This is a genomic window from Achromobacter sp. SIMBA_011 (assembly GCF_046535435.1).
In the GTDB taxonomy this organism is placed as follows: domain Bacteria; phylum Pseudomonadota; class Gammaproteobacteria; order Burkholderiales; family Burkholderiaceae_B; genus Achromobacter; species Achromobacter dolens.
Genome location: NZ_JAWRWN010000014.1, coordinates 41,481 through 63,537, shown reverse-complemented (window position 1 = coordinate 63,537; position 22,057 = coordinate 41,481). Strand labels below are relative to the sequence as shown.

Genomic DNA, 22,057 nt, shown 5'->3' with positions numbered 1-22,057 from the left:
CGGAGCGTTCAATGAGTGGAGTTCGTGGCGGGCGCGGGCTGCTGCGCGGGGGCGGGGACGTAGCCGCCGCCCAGCGCGTTGGCCAGGTTGGCGTCGAGCTGATAGGCGCGGATGCGCAGGTCGGTGTCGAGCCGTGCCTGGGTCAGTACGCCGGTCTGCGCGACCAGGACGGTCAGGTAGTTGCCCATGCCGGCCTTGTAGCGGTTGACGGCCAGTTCATAAGCGGCCTCGATGGCTTCGCGCGCCTGGCGCTGCTGCGCTCGTTCCTGCTCCAGCAGGCGCAGGCCGTCGAGCGCGTCGGCGACCTGGTGCACGGCGTCGAGCACGGTCTGGTTGTAGTCGGAGACGGCGAGGTCGGCATCGGCGCGGCGGCCGGCCAGGTTGGCGTTCAATTCGCCGCCGTGGAAGATCGGCAGGGTGATGGCGGGGCCGATGCCGGCGGTGCGGGCGGCGGCGCCGAGCAGGTTGCCGGTGCCGATGGCCTGGAAGCCGGCGAAGGCCACGAGGTTGACATTGGGGTAGAACTCGGCGCGGGCGCTGTCGATCTGGTGCCGGGCGGCCTCGGCGCGCCAGCGCGCGGCGACCACGTCGGGACGGTGGCCCAGCAGGTCCAGCGGTACGCTCGCTGGCACGCCGCCGGCGGGCGCGGTCAGCGCCGCTTCCACCAGCGACTGGCCGCGCTGCGGGCCGGCGCCTGCCAGTGCCGCGACCTGATTGCGCAGTTGCGCCAGCGTGGTCTCGGTCTGGGTCAGCTCGACCTGGCCGGCGGCCAGCGACGATTCGGCCTGCTTCACCTCGACTTGGGTGTCCAGGCCGGCGGAATAGCGGCCGCGGGTCAGCGACAGCACTTCCTCGCGCTGGGCCAGCACGCGCTTGATGACGTCGCGCTGGGCGAAGGCGTCCTGCAGGTTGAGATAGGCGCGCACGGTGGCGCTGGCCAGCACGTTGCGCGCTGCCTGCGCGTCGGCCGCGGCGGCGGCCTGCTGCGAGACCGCGGCCTTCAGGCGCGAGCGGTTCTTGCCCCAGAAATCGAGCTCGTAGCTGAAGTCCAGCGCCAGGCGGTTGTCGCTGACGACCGATCCGCCCAGCGGCGCCGGGTAAATGTAGTCGCTCGACAGGTGCTCGCGGTTCAGCGTGTAGTTGGCGTCCACGCGCGGCATCAGGGGAGCGCGGGCCGTGCTGACGGCGGCATTGGCCTTGGCCAGGCGCGCCTGGGCGGCAGTCATGGACGGGCTGTTGGCCAGCGCTTCGTCCATCAGCGCGTTGAGCTGGCTGTCGCCGTAGCGATGCCACCATTGCGTGTCAGGCCAGGCGACGTCCTGGGCGGTCAGGCCCAGCTTGGTTTCATTCAGGGCGGCCACCGGCTCGGGGCCGGGTTCCATCAGGGCACAACCGCTCAAGGCCAGCGCTAATGCGGTAGAAAGAAGGCGTTTCATCCTGACAATCTGCTGAAAGTAATTGATTAATCTGTATTTGCCTAGGCAAATATTACGTCAAATAAAACCCCTTTTGCAGGGGCGGGCGACTCAAGCGGGCGTCGTCAGCGCTCGGGCGCGGAGGCGGAGCCGTTGGCGATCATGCGGCGCAGCAGGTGCATCAACTGCGTCACTTCGTCGGTGGAGAAACCACGCAGGTGGTGGTTCAGCACGCGGGCGATATTGGGCGGGATCGCCCGCGCCTTGGTTTCGCCCAGTTCCGTCAATTCGATCTTCACGACGCGCCGGTCGAGCTGGTTGCGGGCCCGTCGCAGCAGGCCTTTGGCCTCGAGCCGGTCGAGCGTGCGGGTCATGGCGCCGGTGTCGACGCCGTTGAGCCGGGCCAGTTCGGCGGGCGTATCGGCCCGGCCCAGGGCAACCATGGCGATCGGCCGCCACTGCATCGCGGTGAGGTCGAGCGGCGCCATTTCCTGGTCCAGCATGCGGTTCAGGGAGTTGGCCACCAGTTTGATCAGGTAGCCGGCGTTTTCTTCCATCATGCAGCGGGTATCACCGCGATAGTGAACCGGATTTTCGGAGGATTCAAGGCGTGACGAGGCATTCATGCAGCGGATTTTACTGCCCAGGCAGTAATTGTCAAGGCTGCTTTCGAGGGGCGCTTTCGGGGGCGGCCGGGGCCTTGCGCAGCCCGGACCAGACGATGGCGGCCACGATCAGGGCGGCGCCGGCCATCATGCGCACCGTCGGCTGCTGGCTGAACAGCGCCCAGGCGAAGGCGATGGCGTAGACCGGTTCCAGCGCGATCACCAGGCCGGCGCTGCGGGCGTTCAGGCGAGTCAGGCTGGAGACGAACAGGAAGTGTGACAGGCCGGTGCAGAACACGCCCAGCAGCGCCAGCCAGAACCAGTCCATGGCGGGCAGGGCGGGCAACTGGCCGACGGCGAACGGCAGCATCACCAGCGCCACCACCAGGTTTTGCCAGCAGGCGACCTGCATCGGATCCATGCCCGAGGCCGAGCGCCGATTGCTCAGGGCCAGCAGGGCGAAGGTCAGACCCGACAGCAGGCCCCAGGCCAGGCCGATGGTGCCCTGGTCGGCCAGGTCGAACGACGGCGTGACCAGCACCAGGCCGGCAGTGACCAGGCCCAGCAGCAGCCATTCGGCCAACCGCACGCGTTCCCGGAAGATCAATCCCTCGAACAGCGTGATGAAGGCCGGGAAACTCGCGAAGCCCAGCGTGGCGATGGCGATGCCACCGACCTTGACCGAAATGAAGAAGGTGACCCAGTGGGCCGCCAGCAGGGCGCCCGCGATCACCAGCACGAACAATTGGGCTGGCGTCAGGGCGCCCAGCAGCGGGCGCCGGCGCATGCGGGCGAACAGGCCGAGCGAGATCACCGCGAAGACTGCCCGCCCCAGTGTGATGACTGCCGCGCTGGCCTGGATCAGCTCGCCGAAGACGCCGGTCAGGCCGAACAGGATGGCGGCGATATGGATGTAAGTCAGGGCGCGGTGTCGGGTCATTCGCAGGGAGAGGGCAGGGAACGGAAGGGGCGGAGCCGGTTCATGGCCGGCCGCGGCAGGCTGAAAATGCGCGCCAGGCGTGCAAATCCCGCGGCGCTGAATCTAAAATCATCGCATGAATCGCATTGCCAAGCTTTTGCCGGCCTCTCGTCCCTCCAGCCGCGCGGCCGGATTTTTCATGGCCGCGCTTGGCGCCATCCTGTTCTCCGCCAAGGCCATCGTCGTCAAGTTCACCTACCGCTACGGGATCGACGCGGTCACCCTGATCGCCTTCCGCATGCTGTTCGCCATGCCGTTCTTCGCGGCCGTGGCGTGGCACCAGTCGCGCCTGGCGGCTCGCGGCGAGATCGTGGTCATGACCTGGAAGGAACGCATCCAGGTCTGCCTGCTGGGCCTGTTGGGATACTACCTGTCCAGCTTCCTGGATTTCCTCGGCCTGCGCTACATCACCGCCAGCCTTGAGCGGCTGATCCTGTTCCTGTCGCCATCGCTGGTGGTGCTGATCTCGGCCTTCTGGTTCAAACGGCCGGTCGAGCGCCGGCAGTGGCTGGCGATGACGCTGTCGTATGCCGGCGTGGTGCTGGTTTTCGCGCATGATCTGAGCTTTGGCGGTTCCGCCGAGGTGTTGTTAGGGTCTTTATTCGTCTTCGGTTCGGCGCTCAGCTATTCTGTGTACCTGATTTGCTCCGGAGAACTGATCAAGCGTGTCGGGCCGACCCGGCTGGTGGCGTATGCCATGCTGGTGTCGTGCGTGGCCTGCATCGTGCAGTTCTTCGTGATCCATCCGGCCTCCGTGCTGGTGCAGCCGATGGGCGTGTACGGCTACTCGATCATCCATGCCACCCTGAACACGGTGGTGCCGGTCTTCATGCTGATGTGGGCGGTGGCGCTGATCGGCGCGCCGACCGCGTCGCTGCTGGGGATGCTGGGACCGGTGTCGGTGCTGTTTCTGGCGTCGTGGTTCCTGCACGAGCCCGTGACGGTCTGGCAGATGGCGGGCACCGCGCTGGTCCTGGCCGGGGTATTCGTATTGATGGGGGGCGGGGCCGCCAAGCCGCCGCCCGCCGCGCCGGGCGGCAGCGCGTCCGCGCGCTGACGTCCGAATTGCGTATTTGATTTTCAAGCTTGCGTCGCAACATTTCAATGAAAGGAGGCCAGCATGGCCAGCAATCTCGTCAAGGCAATTCGTATCGAGCAGCATGGCGGTCCCGAGGTCCTGAAACTGGTCGAAGTCGAGGTGCCGCCGCCGGCCGCCAATGAGGTCACCATCGACCAGCACGCGGCCGGGCTGAACTTCATCGATATCTATTTCCGCACGGGCTTGTATCCCCATCCGCTGCCGCATGGCCTGGGCTTCGAGGGCGCGGGCGTGGTCACCGCCGTGGGCGCCGACGTCAAGCACCTGAAGAAGGGCGACCGCGTGGCCTACGGCCAGAGCCCGATCGGCGCCTACGCCAAGGCCCGCAACGTGCCGGCCAACCAGGTCGTGAAGGTGCCCAAGGGCATCGGCTTCGACGAAGCCGCCGCGCTCATGCTCAAGGGCCTGACGGTGCAGTACCTGTTCCGCCAGACCTATCGCCTGCAAGGCGGCGAAACCATCCTGTTCCACGCGGCCGCCGGCGGCGTGGGCCTGATCGCCTGCCAGTGGGCGCGCGCGCTCGGCGTAAAGCTGATCGGCACGGTCTCCAGCCCCGAGAAGGCCGAGCTGGCCCGCGCCAACGGCGCCTGGGAAACCATCGACTATTCGCGCGAGAACGTGGCCGAGCGCGTGCTCGAACTGACCGGCGGCAAGAAGGTGCCGGTGGTTTATGACGGCGTCGGCAAGGACACCTGGGAAACCTCGCTGGACAGCCTGGAGCCGCGCGGCCTGATGGTCAGCTTCGGCAACGCCTCCGGTCCGGTGGCGGGCGTGAACCTGGGCATCCTGAACCAGAAGGGTAGCCTGTACGTGACGCGGCCGTCGCTGGGCGTGCACGTCAATACGCTGGAAAAGCTGCAGGCCGCCTCGGAAGAGCTGTTCGACCTGGTGCTGAAGAAGAAGATCAAGGTTCGCATCGACCAGCGCTACAGCCTGGAACAGGCCGGCGAAGCGCAGACCGCGCTGGCCTCGCGCAAGACCACCGGCGCCACGGTGCTGATGCTGGACTGATCCGGCGCGCCCCTGGCGCCACGGACAAGGCGGGACGCATGGCGCGTCCCGTTTTTTTTCGTGCGCACCGGGACAAATCTCCATGCACGGGCGGACAAGCCAGCGCGGTGGGCCGTTGCTATCCTGGCTTCACCCTATCCGTTGGAGCCTCACGCATGTCGTCCGCCCATCCCTCCGCCTCCGGCCGCCCGGAACTGGCCGCCATCCGGGAATACATGATCGTCGACGGCAAGCCGCTGCGCCAGGGGCAGGGCGACCCCATTGCCGTGCACGACCCGGCCACCGGCGAGGTCATCGCCACCCAGCTCGACGCCGGTCCGGCGCAGATCGACCTGGCGGTGCATGCCGCGCGCCGGGCGTTTGCCAGCGGGCCATGGCGCGACATGCTGCCGGCCGGGCGCGAGCGCCTGCTGCTGAACCTGGCGGACCTGGTGGAACGCCACGGCGAGGAACTGGCGCGGCTCGAGACCCTGAACAACGGCAAGCTGCTGGGCGTGGCCCAGGGGCTGGAGGTCGGCTCCGGCGCGCAATGGCTGCGCTACATGGCGGGCTGGGCCACCAAGTTGACCGGTGACACGCTGGCGCTGTCGATCCCGTTCCCGCCCGGCGTGAAGTACAGCGCCTACACGCTGCCGCAACCGGTGGGCGTGGTGGCGGCGATCATCCCGTGGAATTTCCCCCTGCTGATGGCGATCTGGAAGATCGCCCCGGCGCTGGCCGCCGGCTGCACGGTGGTGCTCAAGCCCGCCGAGGAAACCCCGCTGACCGCCTTGCGCCTGGCCGAACTGGTGCTGGAGGCGGGCTTTCCGCCGGGCGTGGTCAACGTGGTGACCGGTCGTGGCGAGACCGCCGGCGCGGCGCTGGTGGCACATCCGGGCGTGGACAAGATCGCCTTTACCGGCTCCACCGAGGTCGGCAAGCTCATCGGCCGCGCCGCCATGGACGACATGAAGCGCGTGTCGCTGGAACTGGGCGGCAAGTCGCCCGTGATCGTGCTGGATGACTGCGACCCCGACGTGGCCGCGCAGGGCGCGGCCGCCGCCATCTTCTTCAACCAGGGGCAGGTCTGCACCGCCGGTTCGCGGCTGTACGTGCAGAAGGGCCTGTACGCCAAGGTGGTGCAGCGGCTGGCCGACCTGGCCGCCGGCATGAAGCTGGGTTCCGGTTTTGCCCCGGATACGCAGGTGGGGCCGCTGGTGTCGGCGCGCCACCAGCAGCGCGTGATGGACTACATCGGCATCGGCCGCGCCGAGGGCGGCAAGGTGCTGGCGGGCGGCGCCGCGGGCGAGGGCGCCGGCTATTTCGTGCGGCCGACGGTGTTCGCCGACGTGGCGCCCGGCGCCCGCATTGCCCGCGAGGAGATCTTCGGCCCCGTGGTGGTGGCGCAGCCGTTCGATACGCTCGACGACGCCGTGCGGCTGGCCAACGACAGCGCCTTCGGCCTGGGCGCCAGCCTCTGGAGCAACGACCTGACGCGGGTCCAGCGCCTGATCCCGCGCATTGACGCGGGCACGCTCTGGATCAACACCCACAACATGCTGGACCCGAACATGCCGTTCGGGGGCTTCAAGCAGTCCGGCATCGGCCGAGAGCACGGCCGCGCCGTACTGGACATGTACCTGGAGAAGAAGTCCGTTTGTATCGCTTACTAGACTGACGGCCGCGCGAGACAAGCCGGGAGATACCGGCGCGCGCGGCCGCGCAACCAAGGGGAAGTGCATGGCAGGCAAGACCAATTGCCGGGCTGGGGCGCGCACAGCATTGCTGCTGGCGGGCCTGGCCCTGGCGCAGGCGACATGGGCCGGAGACCCGAGCGCGCGCGACTGGATACCCGCGCCGGTGGGCACCAACATCATCGCCGGCTATCTGGCCGGACTGCGCTCGTCGGGGCTGTATTCGGCGGGCAAGCGCATCGACGGCGCCTCGGTGGACGTGGACGCGCTGATCTACCGCCAGATGCATTACCGGGAGCTGTTCGGCAAGACCGTGCAGCTTGAGTTCATCGTGCCGATGTCGCGCACCACGATGGAACTGCCGGGCGCCACGCGCGACCGCCAGACCGGCGTCGGCGATGTGACGCTGGGGTCGGCCATCTGGCTCTACAACAATGAGCAGACCAAGACCTGGTTTGCCTGGGAGCCGTTCGTGGTGGTGCCGGTGGGCCGCTACGACGGTTCGCGCCCGGACACGTCGCCGGGCAAGAACCGCTGGTCCACCATCCAGGACTTCTCGTTCGTCAAGGGCGTTGGCGAATCCACCTTCCTGGAGGCCATCGGCGAAGTGGAGATCTACGGCCGCAACAGCGACTGGATGAGCCAGACCCTCAAGAAAGACCCGTCCTTTCGCTTCTTCGCGCTGGCCTCGACCAATATCACGGACAACACCTACACCGGCATCCGCTACCGCTACGAGACCGGCGGCCGCGAGCGCGCCGCCGGCGAAACGGTGACCAGCCGCGCCCGCAACCACCAACTGGCGCTGGAGCTGACGCACCAGATCAACGACGCCAACCAGATCCAGATGCAGTACATCCACGACCTCAAGGTCGAGAACGGCCCGCGCATGCGGGGCGTGCAGATGCGCTACGTCTACGCCTTCTAGGAGCAACGGACATGACAGCAGGAGAGATCCAATGATTGCGCTTTGTGCCAACAGGGGCGCCGCGCGGGCGGGCAAATGGGCGCTGTGCGCGGCCCTGGCCGCCGCCGCCGGGCTTGCCCGCGCCGACCTGCCGGTCGAGGAGCTCAAGGGCGGCACCCGCCTGCCGCCCGCCACGCCGCACCGGCTGTACGTGATGGACGCGGTGTTCAATCACCTGGTCGACAGCCGCGTCAACATCTACGACGGCGACACCCTGAAATTCCTGGGGCTGGTGCCCTCGTCGTTCAACGGCCACATGACGGTGTCGGCGGATGGCAAGGACATCTACATCATGACCACCTATTACGAGCGCCTGAACCGCGGCAAGCGCACCGACGTGGTCGAGGCCTGGGACGCCGAGACGCTGACGCCCAAGTACGAGGTGCCGATACCCGAGAAACGCGCGCAGGCGCTGAACTACCGCAACTACCTGCAGCAGAGTTCCGACGGCGGCCTGTTGTTCGTGCAGAACGCCACGCCGGCCTCGTCGGTCACGGTGGTCGACCTGAAGACGCGCAAGTTCGCCGACGAAGTGACCGCGGCCGCCGGCTGCTGGAGCATCATCGTGCCGCCGTCGCGGCCGCGCAGCTTCGCCAGCATCTGCGGCGACGGCTCGTTCGTCACGGTCGACCTGGACGCTGCCGGCAAGCCGTCGGGCCAGCAGCGCAGCAAGCCCATGTTCGAGGTCGAGAAGGATCCGATCTTCACGCATACCGATCGCCTGGGCGACACCTTCTACTTCGTCTCATACAACGGCAACGTCTACAGCGCCGATTTCAGCGGCGAACAGGCCCGCTTCGGCGAGCGCTGGTCGCTGCTGGACGCTTCGGGCAAGGATCGCGGCTGGCGTCCCGGCGGCTACAACCTGCTGGCGGTGAATCGCGCCAGCAAGCGGCTGTACGTGGGCATGCATCCGAATGGCGCCGAGGGAACGCACAAGACGCCGGCGGCCGAGATCTGGGTCTACGACCTGGCCACGCACAAGCGGCTGGCGCGCATTCCCGGCAAGAACGCGTTGTCGATGTCCGTGTCGCAGGACGACAAGCCGCGCCTGTTCACCATCGACGGCGGCAATGTCAACATCTATGACGCGGCGCCAGCGGCGCCGGTGCTCAAGGGCACGATCCAGGGCGCCGGCGAGACGGCGCTGCAGGTCGAGCCGCAGCCGGGAGGCGCGCAATGACCGATCCCGTGCTGCTCTATGCCGCCAGCGCGGCGCTGGCCTGCGTGCTGCTGCTCGGCGCGCTGGAAAAACTCAAGGATATGGCGGCGTTCAGCGCTGCCGTGCATGCCTACGACATTTTGCCGACCGGGTTGGCCAGCCTTTTCTCGTGGGGCTATGTGCTGGCCGAGGCGCTGGCCGGCGCCTTGCTGCTGGCGCCGGGCCTGCGTGCGGCGGGGGCCGCGCTGGCATTGCTGGTGCTGGCCCTGGCGACGGCTGGCGTGGCCCTGAACCTGGCGCGCGGCCGCCGCGATATCGATTGCGGCTGCGGCGGTCCCGCCTTCCGGGGCGCGGCGGCGCGCGGCGCCGGGCTGTCCTGGTGGATGGTGCTGCGCAATGCCCTGCTGGCGTCGTGGACGCTGCCGGTGTTCGCCGCCGCGCAGGGCGCGTCACGCAGCCTCCAATGGACCGACGCCGCCTCGGTCTTCGGCCTGGCGATGAGCGCCGTGGCCCTGTATTTCACCGCCAACCACCTGCTGGCTTCGCACCTGAAACTGCGGCACCTGCACATCTAGGAACAACGGAGCGACACGATATGGAAGCCTTGATCATTTCCAATTTTCTGCTGTGGGGCGTGGTGCTCTGCCTGCTGCTGGTCATCCTGGCGCTGTCGCGCCAGATCGGCGCGGCGTGCTGTATGAACGCGTGGCGCCGATGGGGGCGCTGACCATGGACAAGGGGCCGGCGGTGGGCGAAGCCGCACCGCGCTTCGAACTGGCCGACCTGCTGGGCCGGCGCCTGACTATCGGCGAGCGCGGCCAGCACAGCCAACTGCTGTTCTTCCTGTCGCCGACCTGCCCGGTGTGCAAGAAGCTCTTGCCGATCCTCAAGTCGGTGGCCGGCACGGAAAGCGCGTGGTTGCGCATCGTCCTGGCCAGCGACGGCGAGATGCCGGAGCATCTGGCGTTCTACCGCCAGGCCGGGCTGGAGCGCTTTCCCTACCTGCTGTCGACCGAGCTGGGCATGAAGTTCCAGATCAGCAAGCTGCCGTACGCGGTGTTGATCGACGAGTCCGGCGTGATCCGCGCCAAGGGCCTGATCAATTCGCGCGAACAGTTGGAAAGCCTGTTCACGGCCAAGGAGCTGGGCGTGGCCTCGGTGCAGGAATTCCTGGCCGGCGGCGCGCTGGAAGAGACCCGCATTTCACGCAAGGAGAACGGCAATGCGCTGGTTGGATAAGCTTGGAGAGCGCGCCACGCGCTCCGTCGCCCACGCCACGTCGCGTCGCAGCGTGCTCAACCGCATCGGTCGCGTGCTGGTCGGCACCGCCTTCCTGGTGCCGGTGCTGCCGGTGGCCCGATCCGCGCCGGCGGCGGCCAAGAAGCCGCAGACCGACGAGACCGCCTGCGACTACTGGCGCTATTGCGCGGTGGATGGCTTCCTGTGCTCGTGCTGCGGCGGCAGCATGACCTCTTGCCCGCCGGGCACCTCGCCGTCGGCGGTGTCGTGGGTCGGCACCTGCCACAACCCGCTGGATGGCAAGGACTACCTCATCAGTTACAACGACTGCTGCGGCAAGACGGCCTGCGGCAAGTGCATGTGCGCCTCGGCCGAACGTGAGCGGCCGGGCTACCAGATGTTCCTGCACAACGACGTCAACTGGTGCATGTCCAACGAGTCGTCGATCTTCCACTGCACCACCTCCGTGATCGTGGGGTTGGCCAAGAAGAAGCCATGATGGACGCGGCGGGACGGGGCAGCGGGCGAGGGCGGTGGCGCGGGGCCGCTGCCGGGCTGGCCTGCGCGGCGATCGGGGCGGCGGCCGTGGGGGCGGCGGCGCTCGCCGACGAAGCGGTGCCTGCGGCCGCGCAGGCCGCCGCGGGGCCGCAGGCAGCGGCGAATGGCGTGCCCGGCGCCGACACGCTGAGGCAGGCCGCGCGCGCGGACTACGTGCTGCAATGCGCCGGCTGCCACCGGGTCGACGGCCGCGGCAGCACGCCGCACGGCATTCCCGATTTCCGCAATTCGGTGGGCGCCTTCACGCACCTGCCGGCCGGACGCGAATACCTGGTCCGGGTCCCGGGCGCGGCCTACTCGCAGTTGAGCAATGCCGAGTTGGCCAATGTGTTGAACTGGCTTTTGCTCACGTTCAGTCCAGCGCAATTGCCGGCCGATTTCACGCCCTATACGGAGAGCGAGGTGGCGGCGGCGCGGCCGCGCCGCTACGACGACGTGGTGCCGGTGCGCCATGGCCTGGCGCGCGAGCTGGCGGCGCTGGGCCTGGCGTTGTCCGACTATTCATATGGCAGCGCCCGCAAGCCCTGAGGCCGCGCGGCGCCCGGAGCCTGTGCGGGGATCCTGGCAGGGTGAGCTGGCCCTAGGGGTTGTCACGGATACTCCCGGCCGGGGGCTCGGTGATAGAAAGAAGACCGCCTTTTGTTCCATGCCGCGCGCCGGAGCCGCCATGTCCCACCCTCTCTTACGCAGCGCGCCCCAGCAGTTCCTGGATTGCGCAAGCTGGAAGGAAAACATCAGCAACACCTTTGTGCCGCTGGAGGTGTCGGCCGCCGATCCAAAGCGTTTTCGCAGCAGCGTGGCGGTGGATTCGCTGGGCTGGATGCAGGTCTGCGAAATGCGCACCGGCGCGCAGCGCGTGCGCCGCACGCGCTTGCTCGCGGAGCGTGCCGAGGCGTCCGGCTATAAGGTCACGCTGCAGCTCGATGGCCGCAGCGAGATCCGGCAGGCGGCGCGCACCGCCTTGCTGATGCCGGGCGAGTGGGGCATCTACGACACCACCCGTCCGTACGAAGTCGACGTCGACGACGACGCCCATTTCCTGGTGATGCAGGTGCCGGGCAAGCAATCCGAGGCCTGGCTGCCGGCCATGCGCAACGCGGTGGCGCGCAGCTTCAGCGCCCGCCACGGTTGCGGCCGCATGGCCATGGACCTCTTGCGGGTGGCGTTGAGCGAGCACGCCCATCTGTCGGACAGCGCGGCGCGCGATGCGGCCAACGCCGTCATGCAGATGATGGGGCTGGATATCAGCGAGCGGGCCGGCGGCGCGGGCGCGCTGGACCAACGCGAAATGCGCCAGGCGCAATTGCGCCGCGTGCAGCAGTACCTGATCGAAAACCTGCATGACCCGGACCTGTCGCCGGCGACGGCGGCCGAGGCCCTGCGCGTGTCGCGCCGCTATCTATACAACCTGTTCGCGCAGGCCGCCACGACGCCGGCCGATTTCATTCTCAGCGCGCGCCTGGAGCGTTGCCGCGACATGCTGGCCGACGCCGCGCAGACCGGGCGCCAGATCGGCGAGATCGCGTTTCGTCATGGGTTTTCGGATGCGGCGCGTTTCAGCCACGCGTTCCGCAACCGCTATGGGGTATCGCCGTCGGAATACCGGCGCCAAGGGCGCCTGCCGGGCGAATCGGCCTGATGCGGGAGCTACCGCCCGCGGGCGGGACGACCCGGCGTGATCAGAGGTTTTCCTCGTTGATGAGGTCTTCCTTGCCGTAGAACTTCACGCCGATGTGGATGCGCTCGCGCCCCTGCGCACGGCGGTGGCGATTGGTGTCGCGCAGCGAATAGACGCAGCCGCAGTATTCCTGCTGGTAGAAGTTCTCGCGCTTGCTGATCTCGATCATGCGCGACGAGCCGCCGCCCTTGCGCCAGTTGTAGGTCCAGTAGATCAGGTCGTCGTAGCGCGCGGCCGCGCGTTCGCCGCAGCCGTTGATCTGGTTCATGTCCTTCCAGCGCGAGATGCCGAGCGAGCTGGTGATGGTGTCAAAGCCATGCTCGTGGGCGTACAGCGCGGTGCGCTCGAAGCGCATGTCGAAGCAGGCGGTGCAGCGCTCGCCGCGCTCGGGGGCGTTTTCCATGCCCTTGACGCGCTCGAACCAGTTGTCCATGTCGTAGTCGGCGTCGATGAACTCGATGCCGTGCTGCTCGGCGAAGCGGATATTCTCCTGCTTGCGGATCTCGTACTCCTTGACCGGATGGATGTTCGGGTTGTAGAAGTAGATCGAGTAGTCGATGCCGGAAGCCGTCATGGCTTCCATGACCTCGCCGGAACAGGGCGCGCAGCACGAGTGCATCAGCACCTTGCGGCGGCCGGCGGGCAGGTCGAGTTTGGGGCGCACGAATTCGGACATGATTGAAAGCAGGCGGTAAGGCGGAAAAGTCCTTATTTTACGCTGAGTTGCCGCCTTGGCCTTGGGGCGGCGGCCCGCGCCGCCAGCAAGCCCTTGCCGCGGCTTACCCCAGCACCGCGTCCCATAGCTCGCGCACCGCGGCGCGTTCGGCCTGCAACTGGTCGGGCGCCACGCGGGCTTTCTCCACGCCCTGCATGCGCAACTGGTGCTGCACGCGCCGCAGCGTGCGGTAGGCGTCGCCGGCCCGGGCGGCCAGCGCCGGATCGATCAGCCCGGCCTCGCCGGCCAGGCGCAGCAGGGTGATGTTGCCCAGGTTGCGCACCAGCAGGGGATGGGTGCCCGCGTGGCACAGCACCAGGTACTGGGTCACGAATTCGACGTCGACCATGCCGCCGGCGTCGTGCTTCAGGTCGAACCTGTCGGTGCTGTTGGGATGCCCGGCGTTGATCTTCTCACGCATTGCCAGCACTTCCTGGCGCAGCTTGGCCGTGTCGCGCGGCATCACCAGTATGGCCTCGCGGATCTGCTCGAAGCGCTGGCCGACCCCGGCGTCGCCGGACGCGTAACGGGCACGCGTCAGGGCCTGGTGTTCCCAGGCCCAGGCGTGCTTCTGCTGGTACTGCTCGAAGGCCTCGACTGACACCGCCAGCAGGCCGGCGTCGCCGTCCGGGCGCAGGCGCAGGTCGACCTCGTACAGGCGGCCCGACGAGGTCATCGTGGACAGCCACGAGGTCATGCGGCGGCCCAGCTTGGCGTAGACCTCGGCGGCATCCTCGCGCGGATCGTCATACAGGAACACCAGGTCCAGGTCCGAGGCGTAGCCCAGTTCCTTGCCGCCCAGCTTGCCGTAGGCGATGACGGCGAAGCGCGGCGTGGCGCCGGCGACCTTGTTCACCAGCGGCCAGGTGCGGCGGATGGTTTCCGTCAGCAGCAGGTCGGCCAGCGCCGACAGTTGGTCGGCGAGCTTTTCAACGGTCAGCTCGCCTTCCAGGTCCTGCGCCAGCAACTGGAAGCTGGCCTGGCGCTGCACGTCGCGCATCAGGTTCATCTGGCGCTCGATGTCCGGGTCGCCATCGGGCAGGCGGCAGGCGTCGAGGTCGGCGGACAACTGGCGCGCGATCTGGGCGAAGTCGAGCGGCTCGAACAGCGTGCGCCAGTCGATCAGGCTGTCCAGCAGCAGCGGGTGCTGCGTCAGGTACTGGGCCGCCCAGGGGCTGGCCGCGACCATGCGCGCGACCCGCGCCAGGGTGTCCGGATATTCGGCCAGCAGGGCCAGGTAGGCGCTGCGCTGGGCGATCTTCTCGATCAGGTCGAACAGGCGCACCGCGGCGTCCAGCGGCGCGCTGGTCTGGCGCGCGGCGCGCAGCGCGGCCGGCAGCAGCGTTTCCAGGCGGCGCCGGCTGCTCTCGGGCAGGCTGCGCACGCGGTGGCTGCCCAGCAGCGTTTCGGCGCGTCGCAACAGGTCGTCGGCCTGCTCGCCGAAGGCCTGGCGGATCTGCTCGGCCAGGGCGCATTCCTCGTCGGGTTCGTCGGCGGGCGTGTCGGCGCCGGCATCGGCGGTGTCCTCCTTGTCCATGCCCACCATGCGGAACACGTTACGGAAGGTACGCGAGACGAATTGGCGGTGCGCGGCCAGCGTGCTTTCGAAATCCTGCGGGCTCAGCCCCAGCGCGGCGGCCAGCGCGGCGCGCTGGCCAGGGTCGCCCGGCAGCAGGTGGGTCTGCTCATCCTCGCGGTATTGCAGCGCGTGTTCGGTGCGGCGCAGGAAGCGGTAGGCCTCCTCCAGGCGGCGCGCGTCGTCCTCGGGCACCAGCCCGGCGACCTGTTCGGCGTGCAGCGCCGCCAGCAGCCCGCGCTGCTGCAGCGCCGGCATGCGGCCGCCGCGGATCAATTGCGCCAGTTGCACCACGAACTCGATTTCGCGGATGCCGCCGTCGCCCAGCTTGATGTTGTTGGCGCTGTCGATGCCGTTGCGCGCCGAGGCGCGGCGCTGCCAGTCCTGGCGGATGCGCTCGCGCAGCGCGCGCAGCGCGGCCAGCGCGTCGAAATCGAAATACTTGCGATAGACGAACGGCACGCGCAGGCTTTCCAGTTGGCGGGCCTGGGCCGCGCTGTCGCTGCCCTCGAAGGCCTGGGCCGGCATCAGGCGGGCCTTGAGCCAGGCGTAGCGCTCCCATTCACGGCCCTGGCCGATCAGGTAGTGTTCCAACGCGTCCAGGCTCCAGGCCAGCGGGCCGGCGTCGCCGTCCGGGCGCAGGCGCAGGTCGGTGCGGAAGACCTGGCCGTGGGCGTCGACTTCGGACAGCACCGGCATCATGCGCCGCGTCAGGCGGCCATAGAACTCGTGGTGGCTGATGCGGCGCGGGCCGTCGGTGTCGCCCTCCTCGCCGTACAGCATGATCAGGTCGATATCGGACGAGACATTCAATTCACCGCCGCCCAGTTTGCCCATGCCGACGATCAGCATTTCCTGCGGCAGGCCGGTGGCCGGATCGCGCGGCACGCCGTGCACCGCGGCCAGGTCGGCGGCCACGCTGCGGTAGGCGGCGGCCACCGCCGCGTCGGCCAGCGCCGTCATCGCGCCCACCACTTCTTCCAGGGGCGCCTGGCCGGACAGGTCGCGCACGATCAGGGTGCTGAAGACGCGTTCGCGCAATTTGCGCAGCACCTGGCGGCACAGATCCACTGGCAGGACGTCGGGCGCGCCGGGGCCGGCCAGCTCCGCCTGCCATTGCGCCAGCCGCTCGGCTGTGACCGGCTGTTGCACCGCTTCGGCCAGCCAGGCGGCCAGATCCGGATGGGCGTCGAGACGGCGGCGCAGATGGCCGGACCAGGCGAGGGCGGGGGCAAACAGGGCGGGCGTGGACATGGCGATCGGACGGAGACGAATGGACGCGTTTCAGGTATAAGTGGGGACGATACCGCAAGACTATTCTCCTGCCCACCGATCCGTGTCTGTTTCAAAAAAAGTGCTCTGCTGCCTGTTCTGGGCGGCGCTGACCGTGTACGGCGTCGTGGCCATCGGGCTCCTGGGCGTGCGCTATTGGGTCTTGCCGCGCGTGGACCAGTGGCGTCCCCAGATCGAAGCCTACGCCAGCCAGGCGTTGGGCGCCCGCGTCACGATCGGCGCCATCCAGGCGGACTGGCAGGGGCTCAATCCGCGCCTGGATCTTTCCTCGGTCCAGGTCTACGACGACCAGGCCGCGCCGGTGCTGACGCTGCCTTCGGTGTCGGCGGTGCTGGCCTGGCGCAGCCTGCTGACGCTGTCACCGAAGTTGGTGCGGCTACGCCTGGAACAACCCGAACTGACCCTGCGCCGCGATGCCGACAACCGCCTGTGGGTGGCGGGGCAGGGCATCGACCTGAATGCCAGCGATCACCGCTCGGACCTGGATCATCCGGCGCTGCGCTGGCTGACCGCGCAGCGCGAACTGCTGGTGCGCGGCGCCCGCATCCGCTGGCAGGACGAACTGCGCCGGGCGCCTGAACTGGTCCTGAGCAATGTCGATTTCCTGGTGCGCAACGGCAGCCTGTCGCACCGTTTCGTGCTGCGCGCCGATGCCGATCCGGCGCTGGCGCGCAGGGTGGACCTGCGCGGCGAGTTCAACCGCAGCCTGTTCAGCGCCAGCGCCGCCAGTCCGGCCAACTGGAGCGGGCAGGTCTACGCTGACCTGGATGACGCCGAGCCGATGGCCTGGGCGCCCTGGATGTCGCCGCCGGCCATCAAGGGGCGCGTCAGCGCCCGCGCCTGGCTGCAGTTGGATCATGGCGCCTTCACCAAGCTGACCACCGACGTCGCGGCGCGTGGCGTCGATTGGGCGCCGGCGCCGGATGGCCCGGCGGCGCGGGCCGGCTACGCGCAGTTCCGCATCGAAGGCACGCCGGGCGATTTCGTTCAGAGCGAGCAGGTGCCGCTGGCGCGCAGCGGGGGCGCGGCGGACCTGTCGGTCAGCGGCCGCGTCGAGCAATTGCGCGTGGCCTTGCCCGGCATCTTCGAACAGCCCGAGCTGGGCGCCAGCGAGATCGCGCTGGATGCCCACGTCAAAGGCGCCGACGCGCGCGACTGGTTTGTCGAGGTGGGCCAGCTGCGGGTCGTCAACGACGATCTCGACGTCCGCTTGCGGGGCCAGTGGCGCAAGGAAGGCAAGAGCGCCGCGGGCAGCGTCGACATGCGCGGCACGCTGGTGCGTGGCGCCATGAATGCGATCCACCGCTACCTGCCGCTGGAGGTCAATGCGGACGCGCGCGAATGGCTCGCGACCGGCTTGCCGGCCGGCCAGATGGAGTCGGCCGCCATCACCCTCAAGGGCGACCTGGACGAATTCCCCTTCGGCGCTCCAGGTTCCACCGGAGAGTTTGTCATCGCCGGCGCCTACACCGGCGCCAAGGTCGATTACGCGCCGGCCCGGCCGCATCGCAAGGGCTGGCCGATGCTGGAGAACCTGTCGGGCAACTTCCGAGTCGACAAGGTCGGGCTGGTGCTCGACAGTCCGGGCGGCGCGGTGGCCCATACCGGGCCGGGCCAGACGGTAACGCTGGGGGCGGTTACCGCCAGCATTCCCGACATGGAGCACAACGCCGAGTTGACGGTCAGCGGCGACACCAGCGGGACGGTGCCGGCCTACCTGGCGCTGTCGGACAGCTCGCCGCTGGGCCAGTTGCTGGACGGCGCGCTCGACGAGGCGCGCGGCACGGGTAACTGGCGCATGCCGCTCAAGCTGAAAGTGCCGTTGATGAACACCGACGACACCCAGGTCGAAGGCAAGATCCAGTTCGCCGACAACACCTTCACTTTCATGCCGGAAATGCCGCTGCTCAGCCAGATGCACGGCGACCTGGAGTTTTCGGAAAAGGGCGTGCGCACTAAGGAAATCCGCGCGCAGTTCCTGGGCGGCCCGGTCAAGATCTCGGGCAGCCTGGCGCAGCCGACGGATGCCCTGCGCTTCGAGGGCGTGCTGGCCGGGTCCGGACTGACGCAGATCAGCAATACGCCGTCGATGGGACGCTTTTCGGGCAAGACGGCCTACAAGGGCAAGGTCGGCTACCAGCGCGGCGGTTCGGTGGAGCTGTCGATGGAGTCCGACCTGACCGGACTGGCCATCGACATGCCGGCGCCCGTCGGCAAGGCGGCGCCGCTGGCGCGGCCGCTCAAATTGCAATGGGGCGCGGCGCAGGACCGCGGCGCCAAAGGCCGGCGCTGGCTGACCGCCAGCCTGGGCGACAACATCAACGCGCTGTTCGAGCGCGATCCGGCCGATGCCGCGCCGTCGTACTTCGCGCGCGGGGCGCTCGGCATCGACCGTCCAGCCAGCCTGCCCGAGCGCGGCCTGAGCCTGAGCGCCAGCCTGCCGGAACTGGACATGGATGCCTGGGAGAAGGTGTCCGACGGTTTCGACCCGCCACCCGTCAAGGGACGCGCGGCGCCGCGGCCGCTGCTGCCCGTGGCCGAGCGCATCAGCCTGGCCACCGGCGTGCTGCGCGCCAGCGGCTATACGCTCAACGACCTGACCCTGTACGCCACCCGGCCGGCCCCGGCCCAATGGCGCGTGGATATCCAGTCGCGCCAGGCGGCGGGCTCGCTGTCGTGGCGCGAAGCCTCCGGCGCCATCGCCGGCCAGATCACCGCGCGCTTCAAGCACCTGGCGCTGGGCGGCGCGGACGACGCCAACGAGGCCGACAAGGCGCTGTCCTCGGGCAACGACCTGTCGGACATTCCGGCGATCGACCTGCAGGCCAAGGAATTCCGCCTGTACGGCAAGAACCTGGGGGAGCTGCAGGTGCTGGGCACCAACCTCGAACGTGGCCGCCAGTGGCGCCTGGACAAGCTGTCGATCACCAATGACGCCGCCACCTTGAACGCCACCGGCGCCTGGCGCCTCGAAGGGCCGGACCGCGGCCTGACGGTGGATGCCACTGCCAAGTTCGAGAACGTAGGCAGCTTCATGGACCGCATCGGCTTCGAGCGCGTGGTGTCGGGCGGCACCGGCGCCGTCAAGGCCAATGTGACGTGGCGCAACTTGCCCTGGACCCACGATATCGCCGACGTCATCGGCGATGCCGAGATCTCCCTGGACAAGGGCCGCTTCATGCACGTCAATTCGCGCACGGCGCGCCTGCTGGAGCTGCTGTCGCTGCAATCGCTGCAGCGCCTGGCGCGGCTCGACGTCAACCCGACCAACCTGCTGCGCGACGGTTTCCCGTTCGACACCGTGCGCGGACAGCTCAAGCTGGCGGACGGCGCGCTCAAGACCGAGGGCTACAAGATCAACGGCCCGGTCGCCGCCATCGTGCTGGCGGGCGACGTCAATATCGTGCAGGAGCGCTGGAACCTGAAGGCGGTGGTGATTCCCAACCTGGACGCCAGCGGCGCGGCGATGGTGACGGCGCTGGCGGTCAACCCGCTGATCGGCCTGGGCGCCTTCGTGACGCAATGGTTGCTCAAGCAGCCGCTGGCCCGCGCCATGACCATGGAATACGCCGTGACCGGCAGTTGGGACGATCCCAAGATCGACCCGATCGACGACTCGGGCAAGCCGGCGCCCAAGCAGACACCCAAGCCGCGCAGCCTGGAAGAGTTCATCGAGCACTGATCCGGCGGCCGCCGCCACCTGACATTGGGATACAGACCGGATGGAGTCTTCGCATGGCCAAGTCCCGCATCCGCCTGGCAACCGTCGTCGCATTGACGAGTGTTTCCGCCTGGGCCCAGGCCCAGAACCTGGTCCTGCCCACCATTCCGGAGGCGACGGATGCGATCGTCGACATGCTCGCGGGCACCGGCCTGTCGCGCCCGTCCGAGGTCAAGCTGGGCACCTGCGTGGCCGCCGGGCAGGCCAGCCACCCGGGGCAGGTCGCCTGCACGGTGGCGGTGACGATGGGCGCCACGGTCAACGAGAACCAGATGGACTTCTACAGGCAGGGCAAGACGTGGAAAGCCCAGCCCAGCATGTCCCAGGACAAGCTGCCGTTCCCCGATCCCAAGTTGCGCTGAACGACGGCCGGGCGGCGGATCGGTTGCGGACCGGCCGTGCGCGCTGCCGCGGATAGTGTGCGGGCCGACGGGCCCCCTGCGTGGATTCAATGCGGGCCGGCTCGAAACGCCGGCCCTGAAAGCATTTGGCGAGGACCGCCGTGGGGCAATCCTCGCCAGATCGATGCGTGCACCCGGCGCGCCGGGCGGCGACGGCTTACTTCTTCTTCATCATGTCGAAGAATTCGGCATTGGTCTTGGTGGCGCGCATCTTGTCCAGGATGAATTCCATGGACTGGACTTCGTCCATGTCGTGGATGAACTTGCGCAGCACCCAGACCTTCTGCAGCAGGTCCGGCGCGATCAGCAGTTCTTCGCGGCGGGTGCCCGACTTGTTCAGGTTGATGGACGGGTAGACGCGCTTTTCCGCCAGGCGGCGTTCCAGGTGCACTTCGGAGTTGCCGGTGCCCTTGAATTCTTCGTAGATGACTTCGTCCATGCGGCTGCCGGTCTCGATCAGCGCGGTACCCAGGATGGTCAGCGAACCGCCTTCCTCGAGGTTGCGCGCGGCGCCGAAGAAGCGCTTGGGACGTTGCAGGGCGTTGGCGTCGACACCGCCGGTCAGCACCTTGCCGGAGGCCGGCACCACGGTGTTGTAGGCGCGGGCCAGGCGGGTGATCGAGTCCAGCAGGATCACCACGTCCTTCTTCATTTCGACCAGGCGCTTGGCCTTTTCGATGACCATTTCGGCGACCTGCACGTGGCGGGTGGCGGGCTCATCGAAGGTCGAGGCGACCACTTCGCCGCGCACGGTGCGCTGCATTTCGGTCACTTCCTCGGGGCGCTCGTCCACCAGCAGGACGATCATGACCGCGTCGGGATAGTTGGTGGTGATGGCGTGCGCGATGTGCTGCATCATCACCGTCTTGCCGGACTTGGGGCTGGCGACGATCAGGCCGCGCTGGCCCTTGCCGATGGGGGCGAAGACGTCGAGGATACGGCCGGTGAGGTTTTCCTCGCTCTTGATGTCGCGTTCCAGGCGCAGCGGCTGGTTCGGATGCAGCGGCGTCAGGTTCTCGAACATGATGCGATGCTTGATCGCCTCGGGCGCCACGCCGTTGACCTTGTCCACCTTGACCAGCGCAAAATAGCGCTCGCCATCCTTGGGCGTGCGCACTTCGCCTTCGATCGAGTCGCCGGTGTGCAGGTTGAAGCGGCGGATCTGGGACGGCGAGATGTAGATGTCGTCCGTGCTGGCCAGATACGAGGTCTCGGGCGAGCGCAGGAAACCGAAGCCGTCGGGCAGGACTTCCAGCACGCCGTCGCCAAAGATCTGCTCGCCCTGCTTGGCGCGCCGTTTCATGATGGCGAACATCAGCTCCTGCTTGCGCAGGCGGTTGGCGTTCTCGATTTCCAGGCCAGCGGCCATTTCCAGCAGCTGCGAGACATGCAGCGCCTTCAGTTCGTTGAGGTGCATCGCGGTGAGTGTTGGGGGAAAAGTAAAGGAGGGTTCTGGCGGCGCGCCACGGACGGGCTCGCGCGGTATGGAAGCAGCGCCGCCCCCAGGGCGGCGCCTTCGTTCACAGCACGCAGTTTACAACGCGCCGTCCAGGAATGCGGTGAGTTGCGACTTCGACAGCGCGCCAACCTTGGTGGCGGCAGCCTGGCCGTCTTTAAAGAGCATGAGGGTGGGGATGCCACGGATGCCGTACTTGGCGGCGGTGCCCTGGTTTTCGTCCACGTTGAGCTTGGCGATCGTCAGGCGACCGGCGTATTCGGTGGCGACTTCTTCCAGGATCGGGGCGATCATCTTGCAGGGGCCGCACCAGGCAGCCCAGTAGTCCACCAGCACCGGCTGGCCGGACTTCAACACATCGGCATCGAAGCTCGCGTCACTGACGTTCTTGATTTGGTCGCTCATGATGGTGATTCTCGGGTTCGGCAGCAAAAGGCGAAAAGAGGGACGCCTTGCCGTTGTTCTTGTTTGTGGATTGGATTAAAGCATACCACTGTCAAAAACAACAG

The 22,057-nt window shown here is 67.9% G+C and carries 18 protein-coding genes and 1 pseudogene; 12 read left to right on the top strand and 7 right to left on the bottom strand.

Annotation, left to right across the window (positions count from 1 at the left end):
• Positions 1–8: 8 nt before the first annotated feature.
• From SB816_RS29330 to SB816_RS29320, 3 genes are all read right to left on the bottom strand, one after another.
• The gene (locus tag SB816_RS29330) at positions 9–1,436 is read right to left on the bottom strand and encodes an efflux transporter outer membrane subunit (RefSeq protein WP_054503955.1); all 1,428 of its coding nucleotides are present in this window, start codon (positions 1,434–1,436) and stop codon (positions 9–11) included.
• 104 nt (positions 1,437–1,540) lie between these two features.
• Entirely contained in the window at positions 1,541–2,041 is a 501-nt protein-coding gene (locus SB816_RS29325; protein ID WP_410547937.1) for a MarR family winged helix-turn-helix transcriptional regulator, read from the bottom strand.
• Positions 2,042–2,072: 31 nt separating this feature from the next.
• Entirely contained in the window at positions 2,073–2,960 is an 888-nt protein-coding gene (locus SB816_RS29320) for a DMT family transporter (protein WP_064526292.1), read from the bottom strand.
• Between the two features lie 115 nt (positions 2,961–3,075).
• Between SB816_RS29320 and SB816_RS29315 the strand changes: the two genes are divergently transcribed.
• The 10 genes and pseudogenes from SB816_RS29315 to SB816_RS29270 all read left to right on the top strand — a co-directional run bounded on the left by SB816_RS29315 (position 3,076) and on the right by SB816_RS29270 (position 12,347).
• A complete protein-coding gene (locus tag SB816_RS29315; protein WP_054503952.1) occupies positions 3,076–4,056 on the top strand; it encodes a DMT family transporter in 981 nt (326 codons plus the stop codon).
• Positions 4,057–4,119: 63 nt separating this feature from the next.
• Positions 4,120–5,109, top strand: a complete 990-nt coding sequence (locus tag SB816_RS29310; protein WP_054487367.1) for a quinone oxidoreductase family protein — start codon at positions 4,120–4,122, stop codon at positions 5,107–5,109.
• Positions 5,110–5,264: 155 nt separating this feature from the next.
• On the top strand, positions 5,265–6,761 hold the full coding sequence (gene styD / locus SB816_RS29305; RefSeq protein ID WP_343718890.1) for a phenylacetaldehyde dehydrogenase StyD: 1,497 nt from the start codon (positions 5,265–5,267) through the stop codon (positions 6,759–6,761).
• Between the two features lie 67 nt (positions 6,762–6,828).
• Positions 6,829–7,710 carry a transporter gene (locus SB816_RS29300; protein ID WP_410547936.1) on the top strand — a complete coding sequence of 294 codons (882 nt, stop codon included), beginning with the start codon at positions 6,829–6,831 and terminating at the stop codon, positions 7,708–7,710.
• Positions 7,711–7,741: 31 nt separating this feature from the next.
• Positions 7,742–8,932 carry an amine dehydrogenase large subunit gene (locus SB816_RS29295; RefSeq protein WP_054503948.1) on the top strand — a complete coding sequence of 397 codons (1,191 nt, stop codon included), beginning with the start codon at positions 7,742–7,744 and terminating at the stop codon, positions 8,930–8,932.
• Positions 8,929–9,486: a MauE/DoxX family redox-associated membrane protein gene (locus SB816_RS29290; RefSeq protein ID WP_144655249.1), complete on the top strand. Its 558-nt coding sequence runs from the start codon at positions 8,929–8,931 to the stop codon at positions 9,484–9,486. The genes SB816_RS29295 and SB816_RS29290 overlap by 4 nt, the downstream gene beginning before the upstream one ends.
• A gap of 20 nt (positions 9,487–9,506) precedes the next feature.
• Positions 9,507–10,150: pseudogene (mauD, locus tag SB816_RS29285) on the top strand (methylamine dehydrogenase accessory protein MauD).
• A complete protein-coding gene (locus SB816_RS29280; protein WP_049075261.1) occupies positions 10,134–10,649 on the top strand; it encodes a methylamine dehydrogenase light chain in 516 nt (171 codons plus the stop codon). Before mauD ends, SB816_RS29280 begins: the two are co-directional and overlap by 17 nt.
• Positions 10,646–11,236, top strand: a complete 591-nt coding sequence (locus SB816_RS29275) for a c-type cytochrome (RefSeq protein ID WP_410547935.1) — start codon at positions 10,646–10,648, stop codon at positions 11,234–11,236. The genes SB816_RS29280 and SB816_RS29275 overlap by 4 nt, the downstream gene beginning before the upstream one ends.
• Positions 11,237–11,375: 139 nt before the next feature.
• On the top strand, positions 11,376–12,347 hold the full coding sequence (locus tag SB816_RS29270; RefSeq protein WP_054503946.1) for a helix-turn-helix domain-containing protein: 972 nt from the start codon (positions 11,376–11,378) through the stop codon (positions 12,345–12,347).
• Between the two features lie 40 nt (positions 12,348–12,387).
• On the opposite strand, the gene SB816_RS29265 is transcribed toward SB816_RS29270, so the two are convergent.
• Complete coding sequence (locus tag SB816_RS29265; protein ID WP_054503945.1) at positions 12,388–13,062, bottom strand: epoxyqueuosine reductase QueH; 675 nt, start codon at positions 13,060–13,062, stop codon at positions 12,388–12,390.
• Positions 13,063–13,165: 103 nt separating this feature from the next.
• A complete protein-coding gene (glnE, locus tag SB816_RS29260) occupies positions 13,166–15,931 on the bottom strand; it encodes a bifunctional [glutamate--ammonia ligase]-adenylyl-L-tyrosine phosphorylase/[glutamate--ammonia-ligase] adenylyltransferase (RefSeq protein WP_175144035.1) in 2,766 nt (921 codons plus the stop codon).
• Between the two features lie 100 nt (positions 15,932–16,031).
• Here glnE and SB816_RS29255 point away from each other — a divergent pair, with 100 nt between their 5' ends.
• Together SB816_RS29255 and SB816_RS29250 are read left to right on the top strand one after the other, a co-directional pair.
• On the top strand, positions 16,032–19,652 hold the full coding sequence (locus SB816_RS29255) for a YhdP family protein (protein ID WP_410547940.1): 3,621 nt from the start codon (positions 16,032–16,034) through the stop codon (positions 19,650–19,652).
• Positions 19,653–19,705: 53 nt separating this feature from the next.
• Positions 19,706–20,053: a hypothetical protein gene (locus tag SB816_RS29250; protein ID WP_410547934.1), complete on the top strand. Its 348-nt coding sequence runs from the start codon at positions 19,706–19,708 to the stop codon at positions 20,051–20,053.
• Between the two features lie 196 nt (positions 20,054–20,249).
• Here the strand turns inward: SB816_RS29250 and rho are convergent, their stop codons facing one another.
• Both rho and trxA read right to left on the bottom strand, forming a co-directional pair.
• Entirely contained in the window at positions 20,250–21,509 is a 1,260-nt protein-coding gene (gene rho, locus SB816_RS29245) for a transcription termination factor Rho (protein ID WP_006387816.1), read from the bottom strand.
• A 117-nt stretch (positions 21,510–21,626) separates the two neighbouring features.
• On the bottom strand, positions 21,627–21,953 hold the full coding sequence (gene trxA, locus SB816_RS29240) for a thioredoxin TrxA (protein WP_006387817.1): 327 nt from the start codon (positions 21,951–21,953) through the stop codon (positions 21,627–21,629).
• Positions 21,954–22,057 lie beyond the last annotated feature (104 nt).

Bases quoted from the DNA above. Each gene is read 5' to 3' on its own strand.
- SB816_RS29330 (WP_054503955.1), bottom strand. From the start codon at position 1,436: ATGAAACGCCTTCTTTCTACCGCATTAGCGCTGGCCTTGAGCGGTTGT.
- SB816_RS29325 (WP_410547937.1), bottom strand. From the start codon at position 2,041: ATGAATGCCTCGTCACGCCTTGAATCCTCCGAAAATCCGGTTCACTAT.
- SB816_RS29320 (WP_064526292.1), bottom strand. From the start codon at position 2,960: ATGACCCGACACCGCGCCCTGACTTACATCCATATCGCCGCCATCCTG.
- SB816_RS29315 (WP_054503952.1), top strand. From the start codon at position 3,076: ATGAATCGCATTGCCAAGCTTTTGCCGGCCTCTCGTCCCTCCAGCCGC.
- SB816_RS29310 (WP_054487367.1), top strand. From the start codon at position 4,120: ATGGCCAGCAATCTCGTCAAGGCAATTCGTATCGAGCAGCATGGCGGT.
- styD (WP_343718890.1), top strand. From the start codon at position 5,265: ATGTCGTCCGCCCATCCCTCCGCCTCCGGCCGCCCGGAACTGGCCGCC.
- SB816_RS29300 (WP_410547936.1), top strand. From the start codon at position 6,829: ATGGCAGGCAAGACCAATTGCCGGGCTGGGGCGCGCACAGCATTGCTG.
- SB816_RS29295 (WP_054503948.1), top strand. From the start codon at position 7,742: ATGATTGCGCTTTGTGCCAACAGGGGCGCCGCGCGGGCGGGCAAATGG.
- SB816_RS29290 (WP_144655249.1), top strand. From the start codon at position 8,929: ATGACCGATCCCGTGCTGCTCTATGCCGCCAGCGCGGCGCTGGCCTGC.
- SB816_RS29280 (WP_049075261.1), top strand. From the start codon at position 10,134: ATGCGCTGGTTGGATAAGCTTGGAGAGCGCGCCACGCGCTCCGTCGCC.
- SB816_RS29275 (WP_410547935.1), top strand. From the start codon at position 10,646: ATGATGGACGCGGCGGGACGGGGCAGCGGGCGAGGGCGGTGGCGCGGG.
- SB816_RS29270 (WP_054503946.1), top strand. From the start codon at position 11,376: ATGTCCCACCCTCTCTTACGCAGCGCGCCCCAGCAGTTCCTGGATTGC.
- SB816_RS29265 (WP_054503945.1), bottom strand. From the start codon at position 13,062: ATGTCCGAATTCGTGCGCCCCAAACTCGACCTGCCCGCCGGCCGCCGC.
- glnE (WP_175144035.1), bottom strand. From the start codon at position 15,931: ATGTCCACGCCCGCCCTGTTTGCCCCCGCCCTCGCCTGGTCCGGCCAT.
- SB816_RS29250 (WP_410547934.1), top strand. From the start codon at position 19,706: ATGGCCAAGTCCCGCATCCGCCTGGCAACCGTCGTCGCATTGACGAGT.
- rho (WP_006387816.1), bottom strand. From the start codon at position 21,509: ATGCACCTCAACGAACTGAAGGCGCTGCATGTCTCGCAGCTGCTGGAA.
- trxA (WP_006387817.1), bottom strand. From the start codon at position 21,953: ATGAGCGACCAAATCAAGAACGTCAGTGACGCGAGCTTCGATGCCGAT.